Source organism: Streptomyces sp. NPDC102274 (assembly GCF_044766385.1).
GTDB lineage: Bacteria > Actinomycetota > Actinomycetes > Streptomycetales > Streptomycetaceae > Streptomyces.
Genome location: NZ_JBIWLW010000022.1, coordinates 92790 through 108528, shown reverse-complemented (window position 1 = coordinate 108528; position 15739 = coordinate 92790). Strand labels below are relative to the sequence as shown.

General features: G+C 70.3%; 17 protein-coding genes and 1 pseudogene. 11 read left to right on the top strand and 7 right to left on the bottom strand.

Annotated features, from left to right (window positions below):
• Positions 1–97: 97 nt before the first annotated feature.
• From ACIRQP_RS26930 to ACIRQP_RS26910, 5 genes are all read right to left on the bottom strand, one after another.
• Positions 98–1522, bottom strand: coding sequence for a sensor histidine kinase (locus ACIRQP_RS26930; RefSeq protein WP_403893727.1), 1425 nt, complete (start codon positions 1520–1522; stop codon positions 98–100).
• Positions 1519–2283, bottom strand: coding sequence for a response regulator transcription factor (locus ACIRQP_RS26925; RefSeq protein WP_403893725.1), 765 nt, complete (start codon positions 2281–2283; stop codon positions 1519–1521). Before ACIRQP_RS26925 ends, ACIRQP_RS26930 begins: the two co-directional genes overlap by 4 nt.
• Before the next feature lie 147 nt (positions 2284–2430).
• A complete protein-coding gene (locus ACIRQP_RS26920) occupies positions 2431–3477 on the bottom strand; it encodes a S1C family serine protease (protein ID WP_403893723.1) in 1047 nt (348 codons plus the stop codon).
• Between the two features lie 142 nt (positions 3478–3619).
• On the bottom strand, positions 3620–4642 hold the full coding sequence (locus ACIRQP_RS26915; protein ID WP_382876524.1) for a LacI family DNA-binding transcriptional regulator: 1023 nt from the start codon (positions 4640–4642) through the stop codon (positions 3620–3622).
• A gap of 23 nt (positions 4643–4665) precedes the next feature.
• Positions 4666–5508: a response regulator transcription factor gene (locus tag ACIRQP_RS26910; protein WP_403893720.1), complete on the bottom strand. Its 843-nt coding sequence runs from the start codon at positions 5506–5508 to the stop codon at positions 4666–4668.
• 259 nt (positions 5509–5767) lie between these two features.
• Here ACIRQP_RS26910 and ACIRQP_RS26905 point away from each other — a divergent pair.
• The 7 genes and pseudogenes from ACIRQP_RS26905 to ACIRQP_RS26875 form a co-directional block, all read left to right on the top strand.
• Positions 5768–6601: pseudogene (locus ACIRQP_RS26905) on the top strand (alpha/beta hydrolase); the annotation flags it as partial.
• A gap of 18 nt (positions 6602–6619) precedes the next feature.
• The gene (locus tag ACIRQP_RS26900) at positions 6620–6901 is read left to right on the top strand and encodes a MoaD/ThiS family protein (RefSeq protein ID WP_403893803.1); all 282 of its coding nucleotides are present in this window, start codon (positions 6620–6622) and stop codon (positions 6899–6901) included.
• Positions 6902–6911: 10 nt separating this feature from the next.
• Positions 6912–8291: a hypothetical protein gene (locus ACIRQP_RS26895; protein WP_403893718.1), complete on the top strand. Its 1380-nt coding sequence runs from the start codon at positions 6912–6914 to the stop codon at positions 8289–8291.
• Positions 8292–8531: 240 nt separating this feature from the next.
• On the top strand, positions 8532–9281 hold the full coding sequence (locus ACIRQP_RS26890; protein WP_403893716.1) for a DUF2993 domain-containing protein: 750 nt from the start codon (positions 8532–8534) through the stop codon (positions 9279–9281).
• A gap of 476 nt (positions 9282–9757) precedes the next feature.
• Positions 9758–10597, top strand: a complete 840-nt coding sequence (locus ACIRQP_RS26885; RefSeq protein WP_403893714.1) for a sulfurtransferase — start codon at positions 9758–9760, stop codon at positions 10595–10597.
• Between the two features lie 29 nt (positions 10598–10626).
• Positions 10627–10914 carry a DUF1416 domain-containing protein gene (locus tag ACIRQP_RS26880; protein ID WP_030353448.1) on the top strand — a complete coding sequence of 96 codons (288 nt, stop codon included), beginning with the start codon at positions 10627–10629 and terminating at the stop codon, positions 10912–10914.
• Between the two features lie 141 nt (positions 10915–11055).
• Positions 11056–11397, top strand: a complete 342-nt coding sequence (locus ACIRQP_RS26875) for a DUF3099 domain-containing protein (RefSeq protein WP_403893713.1) — start codon at positions 11056–11058, stop codon at positions 11395–11397.
• 13 nt (positions 11398–11410) lie between these two features.
• On the opposite strand, the gene ACIRQP_RS26870 is transcribed toward ACIRQP_RS26875, so the two are convergent.
• Positions 11411–11779 carry a DsrE family protein gene (locus ACIRQP_RS26870; protein WP_403893712.1) on the bottom strand — a complete coding sequence of 123 codons (369 nt, stop codon included), beginning with the start codon at positions 11777–11779 and terminating at the stop codon, positions 11411–11413.
• A 119-nt stretch (positions 11780–11898) separates the two neighbouring features.
• Between ACIRQP_RS26870 and ACIRQP_RS26865 the strand changes: the two genes are divergently transcribed.
• The 4 genes from ACIRQP_RS26865 (at position 11899) to ACIRQP_RS26850 (ending at position 15128) form a co-directional block, all read left to right on the top strand.
• The gene (locus ACIRQP_RS26865) at positions 11899–12663 is read left to right on the top strand and encodes a hypothetical protein (RefSeq protein ID WP_403893711.1); all 765 of its coding nucleotides are present in this window, start codon (positions 11899–11901) and stop codon (positions 12661–12663) included.
• Between the two features lie 352 nt (positions 12664–13015).
• Positions 13016–13588, top strand: coding sequence for an FABP family protein (locus ACIRQP_RS26860; RefSeq protein WP_403893710.1), 573 nt, complete (start codon positions 13016–13018; stop codon positions 13586–13588).
• Between the two features lie 126 nt (positions 13589–13714).
• Positions 13715–14152 carry a Fur family transcriptional regulator gene (locus ACIRQP_RS26855; protein WP_403893709.1) on the top strand — a complete coding sequence of 146 codons (438 nt, stop codon included), beginning with the start codon at positions 13715–13717 and terminating at the stop codon, positions 14150–14152.
• Positions 14153–14162: 10 nt separating this feature from the next.
• Positions 14163–15128: a YgfZ/GcvT domain-containing protein gene (locus ACIRQP_RS26850; RefSeq protein ID WP_403893708.1), complete on the top strand. Its 966-nt coding sequence runs from the start codon at positions 14163–14165 to the stop codon at positions 15126–15128.
• Between the two features lie 77 nt (positions 15129–15205).
• Here ACIRQP_RS26850 and dtd read toward each other — a convergent pair whose 3' ends face one another.
• The gene (gene dtd, locus ACIRQP_RS26845) at positions 15206–15643 is read right to left on the bottom strand and encodes a D-aminoacyl-tRNA deacylase (protein WP_403893707.1); all 438 of its coding nucleotides are present in this window, start codon (positions 15641–15643) and stop codon (positions 15206–15208) included.
• Positions 15644–15739: the final 96 nt, after the last annotated feature.

Here is a 15739-nt window from a genome sequence, read left to right as displayed (position 1 = left end):
CCGGCAGCCGGGTCCGGGGGCCCAAGTCCGTTCCGGTGGTCTCTGGCCGCTCCGGGGGCCTCAGGCCTTTCCGGTGGTCTCAGGACGTTCCGGGGTCTCAGGACGTTCCGGTGGACCCCGGCGGCGGCGTCGGCGCCCCCGGGATACGGATCTCCGCCACCGTCCCGCCCCCCGCCGCCTGGCGCAGCACGATCTCGCCGCCCGTCTGGTGGACCGTACGTGCCACGATCGACAGCCCCAGCCCCGAGCCCGGCAGCGCGCGGGCCGACGGCGAGCGCCAGAACCGTTCGAAGACATACGGCAGTTCGTCGGCCGGGATGCCCGGCCCGTAGTCCCGTACGGTCAGCTCGCCGCCCGTGCTCAGGAACACCTCCACCGAACCGCCGGACGGGCTGAACTTCACCGCGTTGTCGAGGACGTTGACCAGCGCCCGTTCGAGGGCGGCCGGCTCGGCCCGTACGTACCAGGGGCTCAGCTCGGCGACGATCGTCAGATCCGGCCCGCGCAGCCGCGCCCGCTCCAGCGCGCTCTCCACGACCTGGTGCAGCGCGACGACCTGGAGGGGCCCCGGATCCGTGGCGTCCGGGCGCGACAGCTCCTGGAGATCACCGATGAGCGCGGCCAGCTCGGTCATCTGCGCCGTGACGGACGCCATGAGCGCCCTGCGGTCGTCGGGCGGGATCGCCCGGCCCGTCTCCTCGCTGCGCGCGAGCAGCTCGATATTCGTACGGAGCGAGGTGAGCGGGGTCCGCAGCTCGTGCCCGGCGTCGGCGATCAGCTGGGACTGCCGGTCCCGGGAGGACGCGAGAGCGGCGGTCATCGAGTTGAAGGAGCGGGACAGCCGGGCGATCTCGTCCTCGCCCTCGACGGGGATGCGGATGGCGAGATCCTCGGTCCGTGCCACATGCTCGACGGCCCGGGTCAGCCCGTCGACGGGCCGCAGCCCGGACCTGGCGACCCAGAGCCCGGCCGCGCCGGCCCCGATCACGCCGACGCCGGCGACGGCGGTGAGCAGCAGGGCGAGCCGGTTCAGGGAGGAGTCGATTTCGGCGAGGGGACGCGACACGGTCACGGCCACCTGGGTGCCGGTCCGGTAGAGGGTGGCCTTCGTGAAGACGCGCACCTTCGCACCGCTGTCGGTGACGCTGTCGTGGAGCGACTGACGCGCGGTACCGGTGGCGACCGCCACATCCTGCGGCTGGACCTTCACCGGCTCCGAGAACGGGGACACACAGCGGCTGCCGTCGCTCAGGACCACCTGGACATAGGCGAAGCCGACGCTGTTGTCGGGACTGGTCGGGGCGCCGCAGTTGCTGATGGCGTCCTGCACCGCGGGCTGTCCGGCACTGGTGTTCCTGAGCGAGTTGTCCAGCTCGCTCTCCAACTGCGTGCGCGTCAGCAGCCAGCAGGCCACCGCCGCGACCGCGACCGCCACCGCGACCGCCGTGGCGACCAGCAGTGCGAGCCGGGAACGGAGCGGCAGCGTACGGAGCCGGTGGAGCGGGTCCGTCGGACCGGTCACGCCGGGCCGCCCGTCCCGGCGCCCGAGCCCGCCCCGCTCCCCCCGTCGGCGCGCAGCGCGTACCCCACGCCCCGCACCGTGTGGACCAGCCGGGGTTCGCCGCCGCTCTCGGTCTTCCGGCGCAGATACATCACATACACGTCCAGGGAGTTGGAGCTCGGCTCGAAGTCGAAGCCCCACACCGCCTTGAGGATCTGCTCCCGGGTCAGCACCTGCCTCGGGTGCGCCAGGAACATCTCCAGCAGGGTGAACTCGGTACGGGTCAGCTCCACCCGCCGGTTCCCGCGTACCACTTCGCGGGTCGCCAGGTCCATCCGCAGATCGGCGAAGGCCAGCACATCGTCGTCGGGCCGATCGTCGGCCGCGGCCGCCGCGTACGAGCTGCGCCGCAGCAGGGCGCGGATCCGGGCGAACAGTTCGTCCAGCTCGAAGGGTTTGACCAGGTAGTCGTCCGCGCCCGAGTCCAGCCCCGTGACCCGGTCACCGACCGTGTCGCGGGCCGTCAGCATCAGGATCGGCACCTTCGAACCGCTTCCCCGGAGCCTGCGGGCCGCGGTCAGACCGTCCATCCGCGGCATCTGGATGTCGAGGACGATCAGATCCGGATCGTAGGCCGCGGCCTTGCCGAGCGCGTCGATGCCGTCGACGGCGACCTCGGTCCCGTATCCGTCGAAGGCGAGGCTCCGCTGGAGGGCCTCGCGTACGGCGGGCTCGTCGTCGACGATCAGGATCCGCTGGGGATCGCCTTCGGCGGGACTCATCTCGCTACTACCTCGTCAGTCGGCTCGGCGGAACGGTCGGGCAAGGTCAACGGTCGCACGACCGGCGCGGCCCGTGCCAGCAGCGTCGCACGGCGCTCCCGCGGCGCCGTGGCACGAGCCGCCGCGGGACCGCGGCGCCCCCGGGGATCAGCTGGTGCCGCCGGAGCGCAGCGCCGAGAGGTCCGACTTGACGGTGTTGACCGGGATGGCGAAGCCCAGCCCCACGCTGCCGACGCCGGAGCTCCCGGACACGGACGACGAACTCGGCGCGTACATAGCGGAGTTGATCCCGATGATCTCACCGTTCATATTGATCAGCGCGCCACCCGAGTTGCCCGGGTTGAGCGAGGCGTCCGTCTGGAGCGCCTTGTACGTGGTCTTCGAGGAGCCGGTGTCCCCGTTGAACTGCTGCCCGCCGAACTCGAACGGCCAGTTGCCCCCGCCCCGCTGCGGTTGCTGCTGCTGACCCTGGTCCTGCTCCTTGGCCACGGTGACATCGCGGTCGAGCGCCGAGATGATGCCGCTGGTGACGGTGCCGGTCAGGCCCTCGGGCGAGCCGATCGCCACGACCTGGTCGCCGACCCTCACCTGGTCGGAATTGCCGAGCGTGGCCGTCTTGAGGCCGTTCGCGCCCTCCAGCTTGATCAGCGCGAGGTCCTTGTCCGCGTCGGTGCCGACGACCTGGGCGGTGTAGCTCTTGCCCGTGCTGAGCTGGACGTTTATCGAGGAGGCGCCGGAGATCACATGGTTGTTGGTGACGATCTCGCCGTCGGACGTGATGATCACGCCGGAGCCGGTGGCCTCACCGCCCGTGGAGGTCGCGGTGATCTCGACTATGGCGGGGGACACGGCCTGGGCGACGCCGGTCACCGTACCGGCGCTGCTCTGCGAGACGGTCGTCCCGCTGATCGCCGTACCCGTGGCCTCCGTGCCGCCGCCGGTGTAGTTCCCGACCAGGGCCGCCGTACCGCCGCCGACGATCGCCGCGGCGATCGCCACCGCGGCGAGCAGCGCCACGGGCCGCTTGGCGCGCCGGTGAGCGGTGGCGGTGCCGGCGCCGCCGACGGGAGCGGTAGGACCGTACGCGGGCGGCGGCGGGTACGCCGAGCCCTGGAACCCCTGTTCCTGGAACCCCTGGGTGGGGTGCTGCTGCGTGCTGTCTGAGTCGCCGCTGCCGCGGTAGTAGTCGGTCATGGGAACGACTGTCCGCGCCGTAGATGAGAACGAGCTGAGGACGTTCTGAGAAGGGCAACAAAAGCGCGTATGCCCCATATAAAGTCCGCGCGTCAGGCGAGGCCGCCGGGGGCAAGACCACCGGGGGCCGGGCCGCGACCGTTTACGCGCAGCCGCAGGAGCGGCGCACGATCAGCGCCGACGGGAACTGCTTCACCCGTTCCCGCCGCGACCCCGCCACCCGCAGCCCGTCGTCCAGTACGAGATCCACCGCGGCCCGCGCCATCGCCGGCCGGTCCGAGGAGACCGTCGTCAGCGGCGGGTCCGTGAGACCCGCTTCCTTGACGTCGTCGAAGCCCGCCACCGCCAGCTCGCCGGGGACGTCGATCCGCAGTTCGCGGGCGGCCCGCAGTACGCCGATCGCCTGGTCGTCGGTGGAGCAGAAGATCGCCGGCGGCCGGTCCGGGCCCGACAGCAGCTCCAGCGCGACCTGGTACGCGTCGTACCGGTTGTAGAGCGCCCGGAAGAGGCGCCCCTCCACCGGCCGCCCGGCCTCCAGCATCGCCCGCCGCCAGCCCTCGACGTGGTCGGTCACCGGGTCGCCGACGACCGGGGTGGACTCGACCCCGCCGAGGCAGGCTACGTACGGATGGCCGTGTTCCAGCAGATGACGGGTGGCGAGCTGGGCGCCGCCGATGTCGTCCGTGACGACCGCCACGTCGTCGATGCCCTCGGGACGCTCGTGCAGCAGCACGACCCGGGCGTCCCACGCCTCTATCTCGGCCGCCGCACGCTCGCTGGGGCCCTGGCTGACCAGGATCAGTCCCGACACCCGCATGCCCAGGAAGGCCCGCAGATAGTGGACCTCCCGCTCATTGCGGTAGTCGGAGTTGCCGACGAGCACCATTTTCCCGCGCTCGGCCGCGGCCTGTTCGACCGCGTGCGCCATCTCCGCGAAGAAGGGCTGTCTCGCGTCCGGCACGACGACCCCTATGAGGTCGGTCCGCCGCGAGGCCATCGCCTGGGCGACACGGTCGGGCCGGTAGCCCAGCTCTTTGATCGCGGCGACCACCCGCTCGCGCGTGGCCGGGGCGACCGGCCTCGGTCCGTTGTTGATGACATAGCTGACGACGGCGGTGGACGTACCCGCCAGTCGTGCCACATCGTCCCGCGTCACCTTGGCCACGCGCGGAGTCTACGCGTGGTGACCTACCGCTTGGCAGGTCGCACGGCACTTTCTTGTCCGGCGTCCAGTCCGGCGGCCGTGTCGTCGTCGGCGGGCGCCTCGGCCTTCTCGTGCCGGGGCTCCGGGTGGGACCCGTTGCGAGAGGGCTCCGCGGCGGCGTTCGCCCGGTCGGCCTTCTCCGAGCCACGCTCGCCCTTCTCCGGCGTGACGAAGCGGTAGCCGACGTTCCGTACGGTCCCGATCAGCGATTCGTGCTCGGGGCCGAGCTTCGCGCGCAGCCGCCGTACGTGGACGTCGACCGTCCGCGTACCGCCGAAGTAGTCGTAGCCCCAGACCTCTTGGAGCAGCTGGGCCCGGGTGAAGACCCGGCCGGGGTGTTGCGCGAGGTACTTGAGAAGCTCGAACTCCTTGAAGGTCAGGTCCAGGACCCGGCCCTTGAGCTTCGCGCTGTAGGTCGCCTCGTCGACCGACAGATCGCCGTTGCGGATCTCCATCGGGGAGTCGTCGGTCGAGATCTGCTGCCGGCCCATCGCGAGCCGCAGCCGGGCCTCGACCTCGGCCGGGCCCGCCGTGTCGAGCAGTACGTCGTCGATGCCCCAGTCCGCGGTGACGGCGGCGAGACCGCCCTCCGTCACGACGAGGATCAGCGGGCAGCCCGGACCTGTGGACCGGAGCAGCTGGCAGAGCGACCGCACCTGTGGAAGGTCGCGTCGGCCGTCGATCAGAATGACATCGGCACCGGGGGTGTCGACGAGAGCGGGGCCTTCGGCGGGGGCCACCCGCACATTGTGGAGCAGCAGTCCAAGAGCCGGCAGCACCTCCGTCGAGGGCTGGAGTGCGTTGGTCAGAAGCAGCAGAGAACTCATCGCCGCCCACCTGCCTCGGCCGGACTGTTGTCGTACACGGTTCGCTTGCCCATTACGTCGGTTCCTCCTCGGTCCCTGCGAGGACGTATGCGGCACTGCTTGTCCTGCGTGGTGCCGGTCGCGGCTCCCTCGCCCTGAGGCCCGCGGCCGTGATGTCCGTGTCTTCCGTCTGCGTCATCTGTCTGTAACAACGGACGGGAAACACAAAAGGACCCGGGGGCTACATTGCCCGGATCCTCTTCGCAGCAGAATAACCCACATGTGCTCCCCGCAAGAGGGTCAATCCCGCAGATCACCAGATTCCCCGGGTGCCCGGGGCACCCGGCGCACGGTCCTCAGGACCGCGGACGGGGTCCCCATCGAGGCGGTGTACGAGCCGTGTACGGCGGGTTTCGGGCGGGATTTCCCCGCGGACCGGGTGACCGCGATCGTGCTCGCACATGGGTTCACCGGATCAGTCGACAGACCCGCCGTACGACGGGCGGCGCGGGCGTTGGCGCAGCGTGCGGCCGTCGTCACCTTCTCTTTCCGCGGGCACGGCCGCTCGGGCGGGCGCTCCACGGTCGGCGACCGCGAAATCCTCGATCTGGCGGCGGCCGTCGAATGGGCCCGCGCGCTGGGCCATTCGCGTGTCGCGACCGTCGGCTTCTCCATGGGCGGATCCGTGGTGCTGCGCCATGCCGCGTCGCACAGGGGGCGCACAGGTGCGCGGACCGACGCCGTGGCCGCGGTGAGTGCGCCCGCGCGCTGGTACTACCGGGGAACGGCCCCGATGCGGCGCCTGCACTGGGTGGTGACGCGGCCCCTGGGCCGGCTGGTGGGCCGCTACGGATTGCATACACGTATCCATGACCGGGACTGGGATCCGGTACCACTCTCCCCGGTCGAGTCCGTCCCGCTGATCGCGCCGGTGCCGCTGCTCGTCGTCCACGGCGACCGCGACCCGTACTTCCCGCTGGACCACCCCCACGCGCTGGCCGGGGCCGCGGCACCGGGCGCCGCCGAACTATGGCTGGAACCGGGCATGGGGCACGCCGAGAACGCCGCCGACGACGCGCTCCTGGCCCGTCTCGGGGAGTGGCTGACGGAGGCGCGAGGGCCGTCGGCCATCATGGAAGCCGACGAAAGGAGCGCCGCCATGGCATCGGGCACGATCCGCTACTGGGCCGCGGCCAAGGCCGCCGCGGGCATCGCGGAGGAGCCGTACGCGGCGGACAACCTGGCAGACGCGCTCGCCGCCGCGCGGGTGAGGCACCCGGGCGAGCTGGTCCGCGTACTCCAGAGGTGTTCCTTCATCGTCGACGGTGACCCCGTGGGGACCCGTGGGCATGAGACCGTACGGCTTGCCGAGGGCGGCACGGTCGAGGTGCTCCCGCCGTTCGCAGGAGGGTGAACCGCAGAACATGAGCGATGACGATCAGCAGTATCGGTACGGCCAGGGTCAGGGCCAGGGGCACGGGCAAGGCCAGGGCCAGTACGGAGACCAGGGCCAGGGCCAGAGCCAGGGGCCGTACAGGGATCAGATCCGGAACCAGGCTCAGAACGACCAGTACGGCAGCCCGCAGCAGCCGCCCTACGGCACGAACGGCGTGAACGGCACGAACGGGGCGAACCAGCAGGATCCGGGCGCCTCGCAGGGCTGGGCCGAGCCCCAGAACCGGCCGCAGGCCTACAACGAGCCCGCCACGCAGACGTGGCAGGGCCAGACCTGGGACACCCAGTACCAGCCGCACGTCCAGCAGTACGTCCAGCCGCAGGGCCAGCAGGGCCAGCCGGGCCAGTACCACCCCTCCCAGGGCCAGGCCCACGCGTACCAGCCTCAGCAGGCCGCTGCCGCCGCCGACACCGCGTATCTGCCGCCGCAGGGCGGCTACCCGCTGCCTCCGGAGATGCCGTCGGAGGCGTCGTCGGAGGTGTCGCGGGATATGCCGTCGCCCGCCGTGGCTCCCTTGAGCGCTGCTCCCGGCACCACGCCCCCCGGTTCCACCGACGGCTACAGCGCGCCGACCACCATGGGCAACGCCCGCATCACCGACGCCCAGCGCGCCCGTGCCGAGGGCCGCTCGCCGATCATCCCGCCGGGCATCCAGCCCGCCGGGCTGACCGCCCTGCTCGGTCTGCTGCTGGCCGGTGGCGCGGCCATCGGGCCGTACGCGCTGCTCGTCCCGCTCGTCCTGCTCCAGGCCGTCACGGCGGCCGGCTGGTTCCGGCTGAACGGGATGTGGCCGGCCAGGCAGGGCATCGCGCTCGCCTTCCTCGGCGGGATCACCGCCGATGTCGTCCTGCTCGTGGCGGGCAGGGAGAACGCCCCCGCGGCGATCATCGGCACGCTCGGTGTGTGGGTGCTGCTGGTCGTCGTCCTGCAACTGCGCAGCCGCGCAGGCGCCGACGAGCGGATGACGGGCCTGATGGCCACCGTCGCCTCGGCCGCGCTCGCCATCCTCGCCACCGGTCAGCTCGCGGCCGTGCCGGACGCGGTGGTCGTCGGCGGGGTCGCGGTCGCCGCGGCCACCGTGGCCCGCGCCCTTCCGCTGCCGGGGTTCGTCTCCGTGGTGGTAGCCCTGCTGGCCGGCGCGGGCGCCGGGATCGTGGCGGGCGGGATGACGGACCTGGGCAGCCAGGGCGCGCTGCTGGGGCTCGGCGCGGGGGTCTGCGCGCTGGTCGGGCTGCGCGCGGCGAGCTACGACTACCCGTCCCGCTTCGTGCACATGACCGCCGGAGTGGCGCTGCCGCTCACGGCCGCCGCCCCCGCCGTCTACCTGCTGGGCCGCATGCTGGCCTGACCGGGACCCGAACCCGACCTGACCCGAACCCGACCTGACCCGAACCCGACCTGACCTGGGCCCGACCCGGGCCTGACGGTCCTGATAGGGCCTGAGCGGCGCGTGACGTACGGTGCACGGCCGGCGGGGAACTGTACATCCGCGCCGGACGTCGATCACTCCGACAAACGGCCAACCCGACTGGCGTTACGCTCACGGTCGTCAGGGGGGCAGAAACGATCAGGGTGGGGGCACCGAACCATGCGCGCATTGCGAATACTGCTGATATTCGTTGTGATCTTCGGCGGACTGTTCGTCGCCGCGGACCGGGCGGCGGTGTACTTCGCCGAGAGAGAGGTCGCCGACCGCGTCAGATCGAGCGCGGGGCTGAGCTCCCAGCCCGACGTCTCCATCAAGGGCTTCCCCTTCCTGACCCAGGTCCTCGGCACCTCGCTGGACGAGGTGGAGATCAGCCTCGACGGCGTGAACGCCACGGCCGACGGCCACGCGGTCCGGGTGACCCAGGTCAAGGCGGAGCTGAAGGACGTCAAGATCGACAGCAGTTTCTCGTCCGCCGTGGCGGGGCAGGCCACGGGCTCGGCGCGCATCTCGTACGAGGACCTCGCCAAGTCGGCGCCGAAGGGCGCGACCGTCGGCTACGCCGGAGCCGAGCGGGCGGCGAAGGGGCAGGTCAAGGTCTCGGGGCCGCTGACGGACGTGCTGGAAGGCGCGGGCATCGAGATCCCGGACACCGTCAAGGCGCTGCTGGGCGGCCGGAGCGTCACGGCGTACAGCACGGTGACGCTGGAGGGCGGTGACACGGTCCGGCTGAAGGCCGAGGCCCTTCCCCAGCTGCCCGTGCCCGGCATGGACGAGCAGGTGCGGGACGTGGTCGATTACGACCTCAAGATCGACGGACTGCCCTCGACGGTCAGGCTCGACCAGGTCACCGCGGCCGAGGACGGCCTGCACTTCTCCGGCGCCGGGACGAACGTCTCCCTCACCGGCTGACCGCGCGCGGCGGCCGGGGAATCGTGGACCGCGAGCGGCGGTTGGCACGGTATGGAGGGCGGGTAACCGGATGGTGAGACGTCGGTGTCCGCTTTTCAGATGACAGCGGGACGCCGCCGGCGGGCCGGTCGGCGGACACCGCCCCGACCATAAGATCGTCTCGCTATTCGGACGATCGAGTCTCACAATGTGAGGCGCCGGTGACATGTTCGCCAGGACGTCCCTACGATCGGACGTATGAAGCAACAGGCGGACTTCACGAAGCGGCGGGCAGTCGACCTGTGCCGCGTCGCCGCCATGCTCTGTCGCACCGTCTGAGCGGGATTTCGCGTCCCGTTTCCGCCGGGCCCTTCGAGTTTCTCAGGGCCACCTCGCGCGCCGTACGCAGGACCGGGCTCCGTGCCAGGAAGCCGCGGCGGCAGCCGCGTCCCGCACCTCGCAGCACCCCGCCGCACACTGCCCCGGAGGAGAACAGCATGAGCCGCAGTGACGTCCTGGTAGACGCCGACTGGGTCGAGGCCCACATCGACGACCCGAAGGTGGTCATCGTCGAGGTCGACGAGGACACCTCGGCCTACGACAAGAACCACATCAAGAACGCTGTCAGGATCGACTGGAAGAAGGACCTCCAGGACCCGGTCCGCCGTGACTTCGTCGACCAGGAGGGCTTCGAGAAGCTCCTGTCGGCCAAGGGCATCGCCAACGACGACACCGTCATCCTCTACGGCGGCAACAACAACTGGTTCGCGTCCTACGCCTACTGGTACTTCAAGCTGTACGGGCACGATTCCGTCAAGCTCCTCGACGGCGGCCGCAAGAAGTGGGAGCTGGACTCCCGCGACCTGGTCGACGCCGTCCCGACGCGCGCCACGACCACGTACAAGGCCAAAGCCCAGAACACCTCGATCCGTGCCTTCCGGGACGACGCGGTCGCCGCGATCGGCACGCAGAACCTGGTCGACGTGCGCTCGCCCGACGAGTTCAGCGGCAAGCTGCTCGCTCCGGCGCACCTCCCGCAGGAGCAGTCGCAGCGGCCGGGGCACATCCCCACCGCGCGCAACATCCCGTGGTCCAAGAACGCCAACGACGACGGCACCTTCAAGTCGGACGACGAGCTCAAGGAGCTGTACGCCGAGGAGCAGGTCGACCTGACCAAGGACACCGTCGCCTACTGCCGTATCGGCGAGCGCTCCGCGCTCACCTGGTTCGTGCTGCACGAGCTGCTCGGTGTCGAGAACGTCAAGAACTACGACGGCTCGTGGACCGAGTACGGCTCGCTCGTCGGTGTGCCGATCGAGCTCGGCGCCAACAAGTAATCACGCCCTGACCCGGAGGACTGAACAGTATGTGTGGAGCACAGGCCGGCGGCCCCGACGCTTCGACGATCAAGCCCGGTGAGACCACCATCCAGGGTTCCGTGACCCGCGACGGCGAGCCCGTCACCGGTTACGTACGCCTGCTGGACTCGACCGGAGAGTTCACCGCGGAGGTCCCGACCTCGGCGACCGGCCAGTTCCGCTTCTACGCCGCGGAGGGCACGTGGACGCTGCGCGCCCTCGTCCCGGGAGCCACGGCGGACCGTACGGTCGTCGCGCAGACCGGGGGCCTCTCCGAGGTCGCGATCGCGGTCTGAGTTCTGCTTGTTCTGAGCTCTTCGTCTCACTGGAGGGCCGCATCCCTCGTGGGGTGCGGCCCTCCTTGCCGTGCGGCCCTTCCTGTCGTACGGAAGGCCGGGGCGGGCCGATCCGGGCATTCCCGGGCGTACACTGAAAATATGTACGCACGACGCCGTCGTCGGTACTTTCTGCTCATGGGCGTGTGTCTGGTGCTCTTCGTCTCCGCCTGGACTTTCGTGCGCGATATTTCGGTTCCCGCCGCCGTCGCCCTCACCCTCGTCGCGATGTTCATACCGCCGGCCGCCGCCATCGTCGGCAACACCAAGGACAAGACCGACCGCTGGTGGGACGATCCGCCGCAGGACGAGCCGTCCGAGTCCGAGAAGTGGCTGGACGAGCTGGACCACAGGAAGGACCGCGAGCGGCGGGAGCGGTACGGCGCGGAGCCGGGCGGGAGGTCGCCTCCGGGTGCCGGTGCCCCCGGATCGCGCCGTCAGTAGACGTCAGCGGCCGTCAGTAGACGAGCGCCTGCACGCCGTCCGCCATGACCTCGCTGACGAAGACCTGTGCCCCGGCGATCCGCACCCCGTCCAGCACATCCTTCTCGGTGATGTCCCGTCGGGCCGCGCACTGCGTGCACAGCGTGATCAGGCCGGCCGCCTGGATCGACTCGATGAGTTCGGGCAGCGGCGCGGAGTGCGGCAGCTCGAACTCCGTCGCCCGGCCGGGCAGCGCGAACCAGGCGGACTCGCCTGTCAGCCACAGCGAGACCTCCACCCCACTGGCCACGGCGACCGCCGCCACCGTGAAGGCCTGGGAACAGCGCTCGGGGGCGTCGGCCCCGGCGGTCACTTTGATCACGAGCTTCTTCGCGGAGTGCATATGCCGAACTGTAATCCGCGCGGATACAACCACTCCCTCGGTCCGTCGGTGAGCTCTGTGCGCGGGTAACGGAATCCGCGCTTCAGGCCATGTGCCTCAGGTCTCGTGGGGGGACCCCTTTGGAACATCAACGAAGACGAAGACGCGGTCGTACGACCCTGCTCATCGCCGCCGCGGCCGTACTCGGCATCGTCGCCGGAACGTACGGCATCGGCTCGATGGAGCGCACCGACGTACCCGGGCTCGCGACGCGGGACGACGGCCGCTGGGACTATCCCCGGCTCTCCCTGCCCGCTCTGCCGGCCGGCTCCCCGCGCCCCTTCACCCGGGGCAACGCGGGCGAGATCCACTACGCCGACCTCCGCGAGCTGCTGCTCCCGGCCCCCGCCGGGGCCACCGCCGACAAGAAGCTGGCCGGCGGCTGGGTGAGCACCGAGCAGTACGTGTCCGAGTACGCCGAGGACCAGCGGGCCGGTCTCCGGCTGGCGCTGCGCGACTACGCCGTACGGCATATCGCGGCCCGCGGCTGGACCATGCCGGACGGCACCTCCTCGCGTATCTATCTGCTGCGCTTCCAGTCGGTCGCGTTCGCCCAGGAATTCAAGGACATGGAGATCGATTCCGGGGCCGACGCGGGCGCTCCGCTCGTCGGGGCACCGACGACCGAGATCGACGCGGGCTGGTCGGAGTTGGCGAGGGACGCCGTGAAGGGCACCACTACGGAGGTGTTCGTGGAGCCCGCGCCGTACGACGGTACGCAGGTCCGTCAGGCGTATGTCGTCGCGGGCGACGCCCTCGCGCTGATCGTCCACGAGAAGAAGGGCGGCGCTCCGGTCGCTCCCTTCCGCCAGACGGCGATCCTCCAGAACCAGCTGCTCGGCTGAGCCGAGGCCAGCGGATGCTCCCTGCTCCCGGACAGTTCCGGACAGTTCCGGACAGTTCCGGGCACCGCGAGCGTCCCGCGTGCCCCCGAGTACCTCGGAGTACCTCGCCGAGAGGGCCGGGCCCCCACCCATTAGGCTGGGGCCCGGCCCTTACCGCCCATTCCGCTCATCCGAGGAGCACTCCGTGCTTGAGGCTTTCTTCACTTCCCTGCTGGTCCTCGTCTGCGTCGGCGTGCTCGCCTTCACCGTTCTGGCCGTGAAGAAGCTGTACCAGGGTCAGCGCTGACGCCTCGCGCCGGTCGCCGCACGCTGGTCACCCTGTCCTCACTCCTAGAGATCGCCTGAGCTGCTCATGATCGAGATCCCGTCCGACCTGCACCCGGACCTTGTTCCCCTCGCCTTCCTCCTCGGCAACTGGGAGGGCGTCGGAGTCTTCGACTTCCCCGGTGACGAGAAGGCCAACTTCGGCCAGGAGGTCACCTTCAGCCACGACGGCCGGGACTTCGTCGAGTACGTCTCGCACACCTGGGCGCTCGACGGCGAGGGCAAGAAGATCAGGCCGATCGAGTCCGAGGCCGGCTACTGGCGGATCGACAAGGACCGCAAGGTCGAGGTCGTGATGGTCAGGGACCAGGGCGTGGTGGAGGTCTGGTACGGCGAGCTGGCCGACCAGAAGCCGCAGATCGACCTGGTGACCGACGCGGTGGCCCGTACGGCGGCCTCCGGGCCCTACAGCGGTGGCAAGCGGCTGTACGGCTATGTGAAGGGCGACCTGATGTGGGTGGGCGAGAAGTCCACTCCCGAGGTCCCGCTGCGCCCGTATATGTCGGCGCATCTGAAGAAGGTCGTGTCCCCGGACCAGGTCGAGGCATGGGCCAAGGACCTCGGCGACCTCCCGGACGACGGCATCGCCTTCTTCAAGTAGAGCTTCAAGAAGTAGAGCTTCGAGCAGAGCCGAGCGGATCTTCGAGTGACCCGGGTCGGACCCACGTCAGGGAGATCCGCTTCCGGGAAAGCCTCCGCCGTCGCCGCGCCTGCCTACACTGGGGGCGTGGTGAGCATCGACTGGAAGAGCGACCTGCGGCAGCGTGGGTACCGGCTGACTCCTCAGCGCCAGCTTGTCCTCGAAGCTGTCGACTCCCTGGAACACGCGACACCCGACGACATCCTGTGCGAGGTGCGCAGGACCGCCTCCGGTGTGAACATCTCCACCGTCTACCGGACCCTGGAGCTGCTGGAGGAACTGGGCCTCGTCTCGCACGCCCATCTCGGGCACGGCGCTCCCACGTACCACCTCGCCGACCGGCACCACCACATCCATATGGTCTGCCGGGACTGCACGCATGTCATCGAGGCGGATGTCGAGGTGGCCGCGGAGTTCACCGCCAAGCTGCGTGAGGACTTCGGGTTCACGACGGACATGAAGCACTTCGCGATCTTCGGCAGGTGCCGGAACTGTGCCGCCCGCGCCGCGAACGGCGAGTCGTAGGCTAATCACTATGAAGAGCCCTCTGCTGTCCCTGCCCGGAGCCGTCGCCGCCGAAGGACAGGACGAAGGTGTCGCCGCCCACTACGGTGATCTGTTCCGCGAGCAACGGGCCCTCGCCGACGGCAGCGGCCTGGTGGACCTCTCGCACCGGGGAGTCGTCACCGTCACCGGGGACGACCGGCTGAGCTGGCTGCATCTGCTGCTCACCCAGCACGTCAGCGAGTTGCCCGTCGGCCGTGCCACCGAGGCGCTGATCCTCTCCCCGCACGGCCATATCGAGCACGCGCTGTATCTCGTGGACGACGGCGAGACGGTCTGGGCGCATGTCGAGCCCGGCACCCAGGAGGCGCTGATCGCCTACCTGGAGTCGATGAAGTTCTTCTACCGGGTCGAGGTCACCGACCGTACGGACGACGTCGCGGTCGTCCATCTGCCGGCGGGCTCCATCGCCGAGGTGCCCGAGGGCGTGGCCGTACGGGAGACCCCGTACGGCCGGGATCTGTTCCTGCCCCGCGCCGACCTGGAGTCGTTCGCCGCCGCGCACGGCCCTGTCGCGGGGATCCTGGCGTACGAGGCGCTGCGGATCGAGGGCCACCGGCCGCGGCTCGGCTTCGAGACCGACCATCGCACCATCCCGCACGAGGTGGGGCTGATCGGTACGGCCGTGCATCTCGACAAGGGCTGCTACCGGGGGCAGGAGACCGTGGCCCGCGTCCAGAACCTGGGGAAGCCGCCGCGTCGGCTGGTCTTCCTGCACCTGGACGGCAGCGATGTCCATCTGCCGGGCCACGGCACGCCGATCCGGCTCGCCGCGGACGGCGCCGAGGGGCGTCAGCTGGGCTTCATCACCACCTCGGCCCGCCATCACGAACTGGGGCCGATCGCGCTGGCCCTGATCAAGCGCAATGTGCCACTGGACGCGCCGCTGCTGGCCGGGGACACGGCGGCGGCACAGGAAACAGTGGTCGAGGCATAGCGGAAACGGTGGCCGGGGCGTAGCGGAAACGGTGGTCGGGGCGGCGCGGATTCGTTCTGCCGGGCCTCGACCGCACGTCACATGTCCAGCAGCACCGTGAACGGGCCGTGATTCGTGAGCGAGACGCGCATCTCCGCTCCGAACCGGCCCGTCTCCACCTTCGCGCCCAGCGCGCGCAGCCGTGCCACCACCTCGTCCACCAGCGGTTCGGCCACCGGGCCGGGTGCCGCCGCGTTCCAGGTGGGGCGGCGGCCCTTCCGGGCGTCCCCGTAGAGAGTGAACTGCGAGATCACCAGGAGCGGGGCGTTCACCTCTGAACAGGACTTCTCGCCCTCCAGCATCCGTAGCGACCAGAGCTTGCGAGCCAGCCGTTCCGCCTGCTCCACGGTGTCCTCGTGGGTGACTCCCACCAGCACACACAAGCCCTCGCCGATGATCTCGCCGACGGTTTCCGGCCCGGACTCCGTTACGGCCACGACGCTCGCGCCGTCGACTCTCTGCACCACTGCACGCATACGGACCAACCTATCGGGGGCCGAACGGGTGCAGAGCGCCCGCATGCGCGGCCGTGGGAGTGGCACGATGCACGGAGGCGGTGCGTTCTGCGTACC

Coding starts and splice junctions, on each gene's coding strand:
- ACIRQP_RS26925 (WP_403893725.1), bottom strand. CDS start 2,283: ATGAGTCCCGCCGAAGGCGATCCCCAGCGGATCCTGATCGTCGACGAC.
- ACIRQP_RS26920 (WP_403893723.1), bottom strand. CDS start 3,477: ATGACCGACTACTACCGCGGCAGCGGCGACTCAGACAGCACGCAGCAG.
- ACIRQP_RS26910 (WP_403893720.1), bottom strand. CDS start 5,508: ATGAGTTCTCTGCTGCTTCTGACCAACGCACTCCAGCCCTCGACGGAG.
- ACIRQP_RS26900 (WP_403893803.1), top strand. CDS start 6,620: ATGGAAGCCGACGAAAGGAGCGCCGCCATGGCATCGGGCACGATCCGC.
- ACIRQP_RS26895 (WP_403893718.1), top strand. CDS start 6,912: ATGAGCGATGACGATCAGCAGTATCGGTACGGCCAGGGTCAGGGCCAG.
- ACIRQP_RS26890 (WP_403893716.1), top strand. CDS start 8,532: ATGCGCGCATTGCGAATACTGCTGATATTCGTTGTGATCTTCGGCGGA.
- ACIRQP_RS26885 (WP_403893714.1), top strand. CDS start 9,758: ATGAGCCGCAGTGACGTCCTGGTAGACGCCGACTGGGTCGAGGCCCAC.
- ACIRQP_RS26880 (WP_030353448.1), top strand. CDS start 10,627: ATGTGTGGAGCACAGGCCGGCGGCCCCGACGCTTCGACGATCAAGCCC.
- ACIRQP_RS26875 (WP_403893713.1), top strand. CDS start 11,056: ATGTACGCACGACGCCGTCGTCGGTACTTTCTGCTCATGGGCGTGTGT.
- ACIRQP_RS26870 (WP_403893712.1), bottom strand. CDS start 11,779: ATGCACTCCGCGAAGAAGCTCGTGATCAAAGTGACCGCCGGGGCCGAC.
- ACIRQP_RS26860 (WP_403893710.1), top strand. CDS start 13,016: ATGATCGAGATCCCGTCCGACCTGCACCCGGACCTTGTTCCCCTCGCC.
- ACIRQP_RS26850 (WP_403893708.1), top strand. CDS start 14,163: ATGAAGAGCCCTCTGCTGTCCCTGCCCGGAGCCGTCGCCGCCGAAGGA.
- dtd (WP_403893707.1), bottom strand. CDS start 15,643: ATGCGTGCAGTGGTGCAGAGAGTCGACGGCGCGAGCGTCGTGGCCGTA.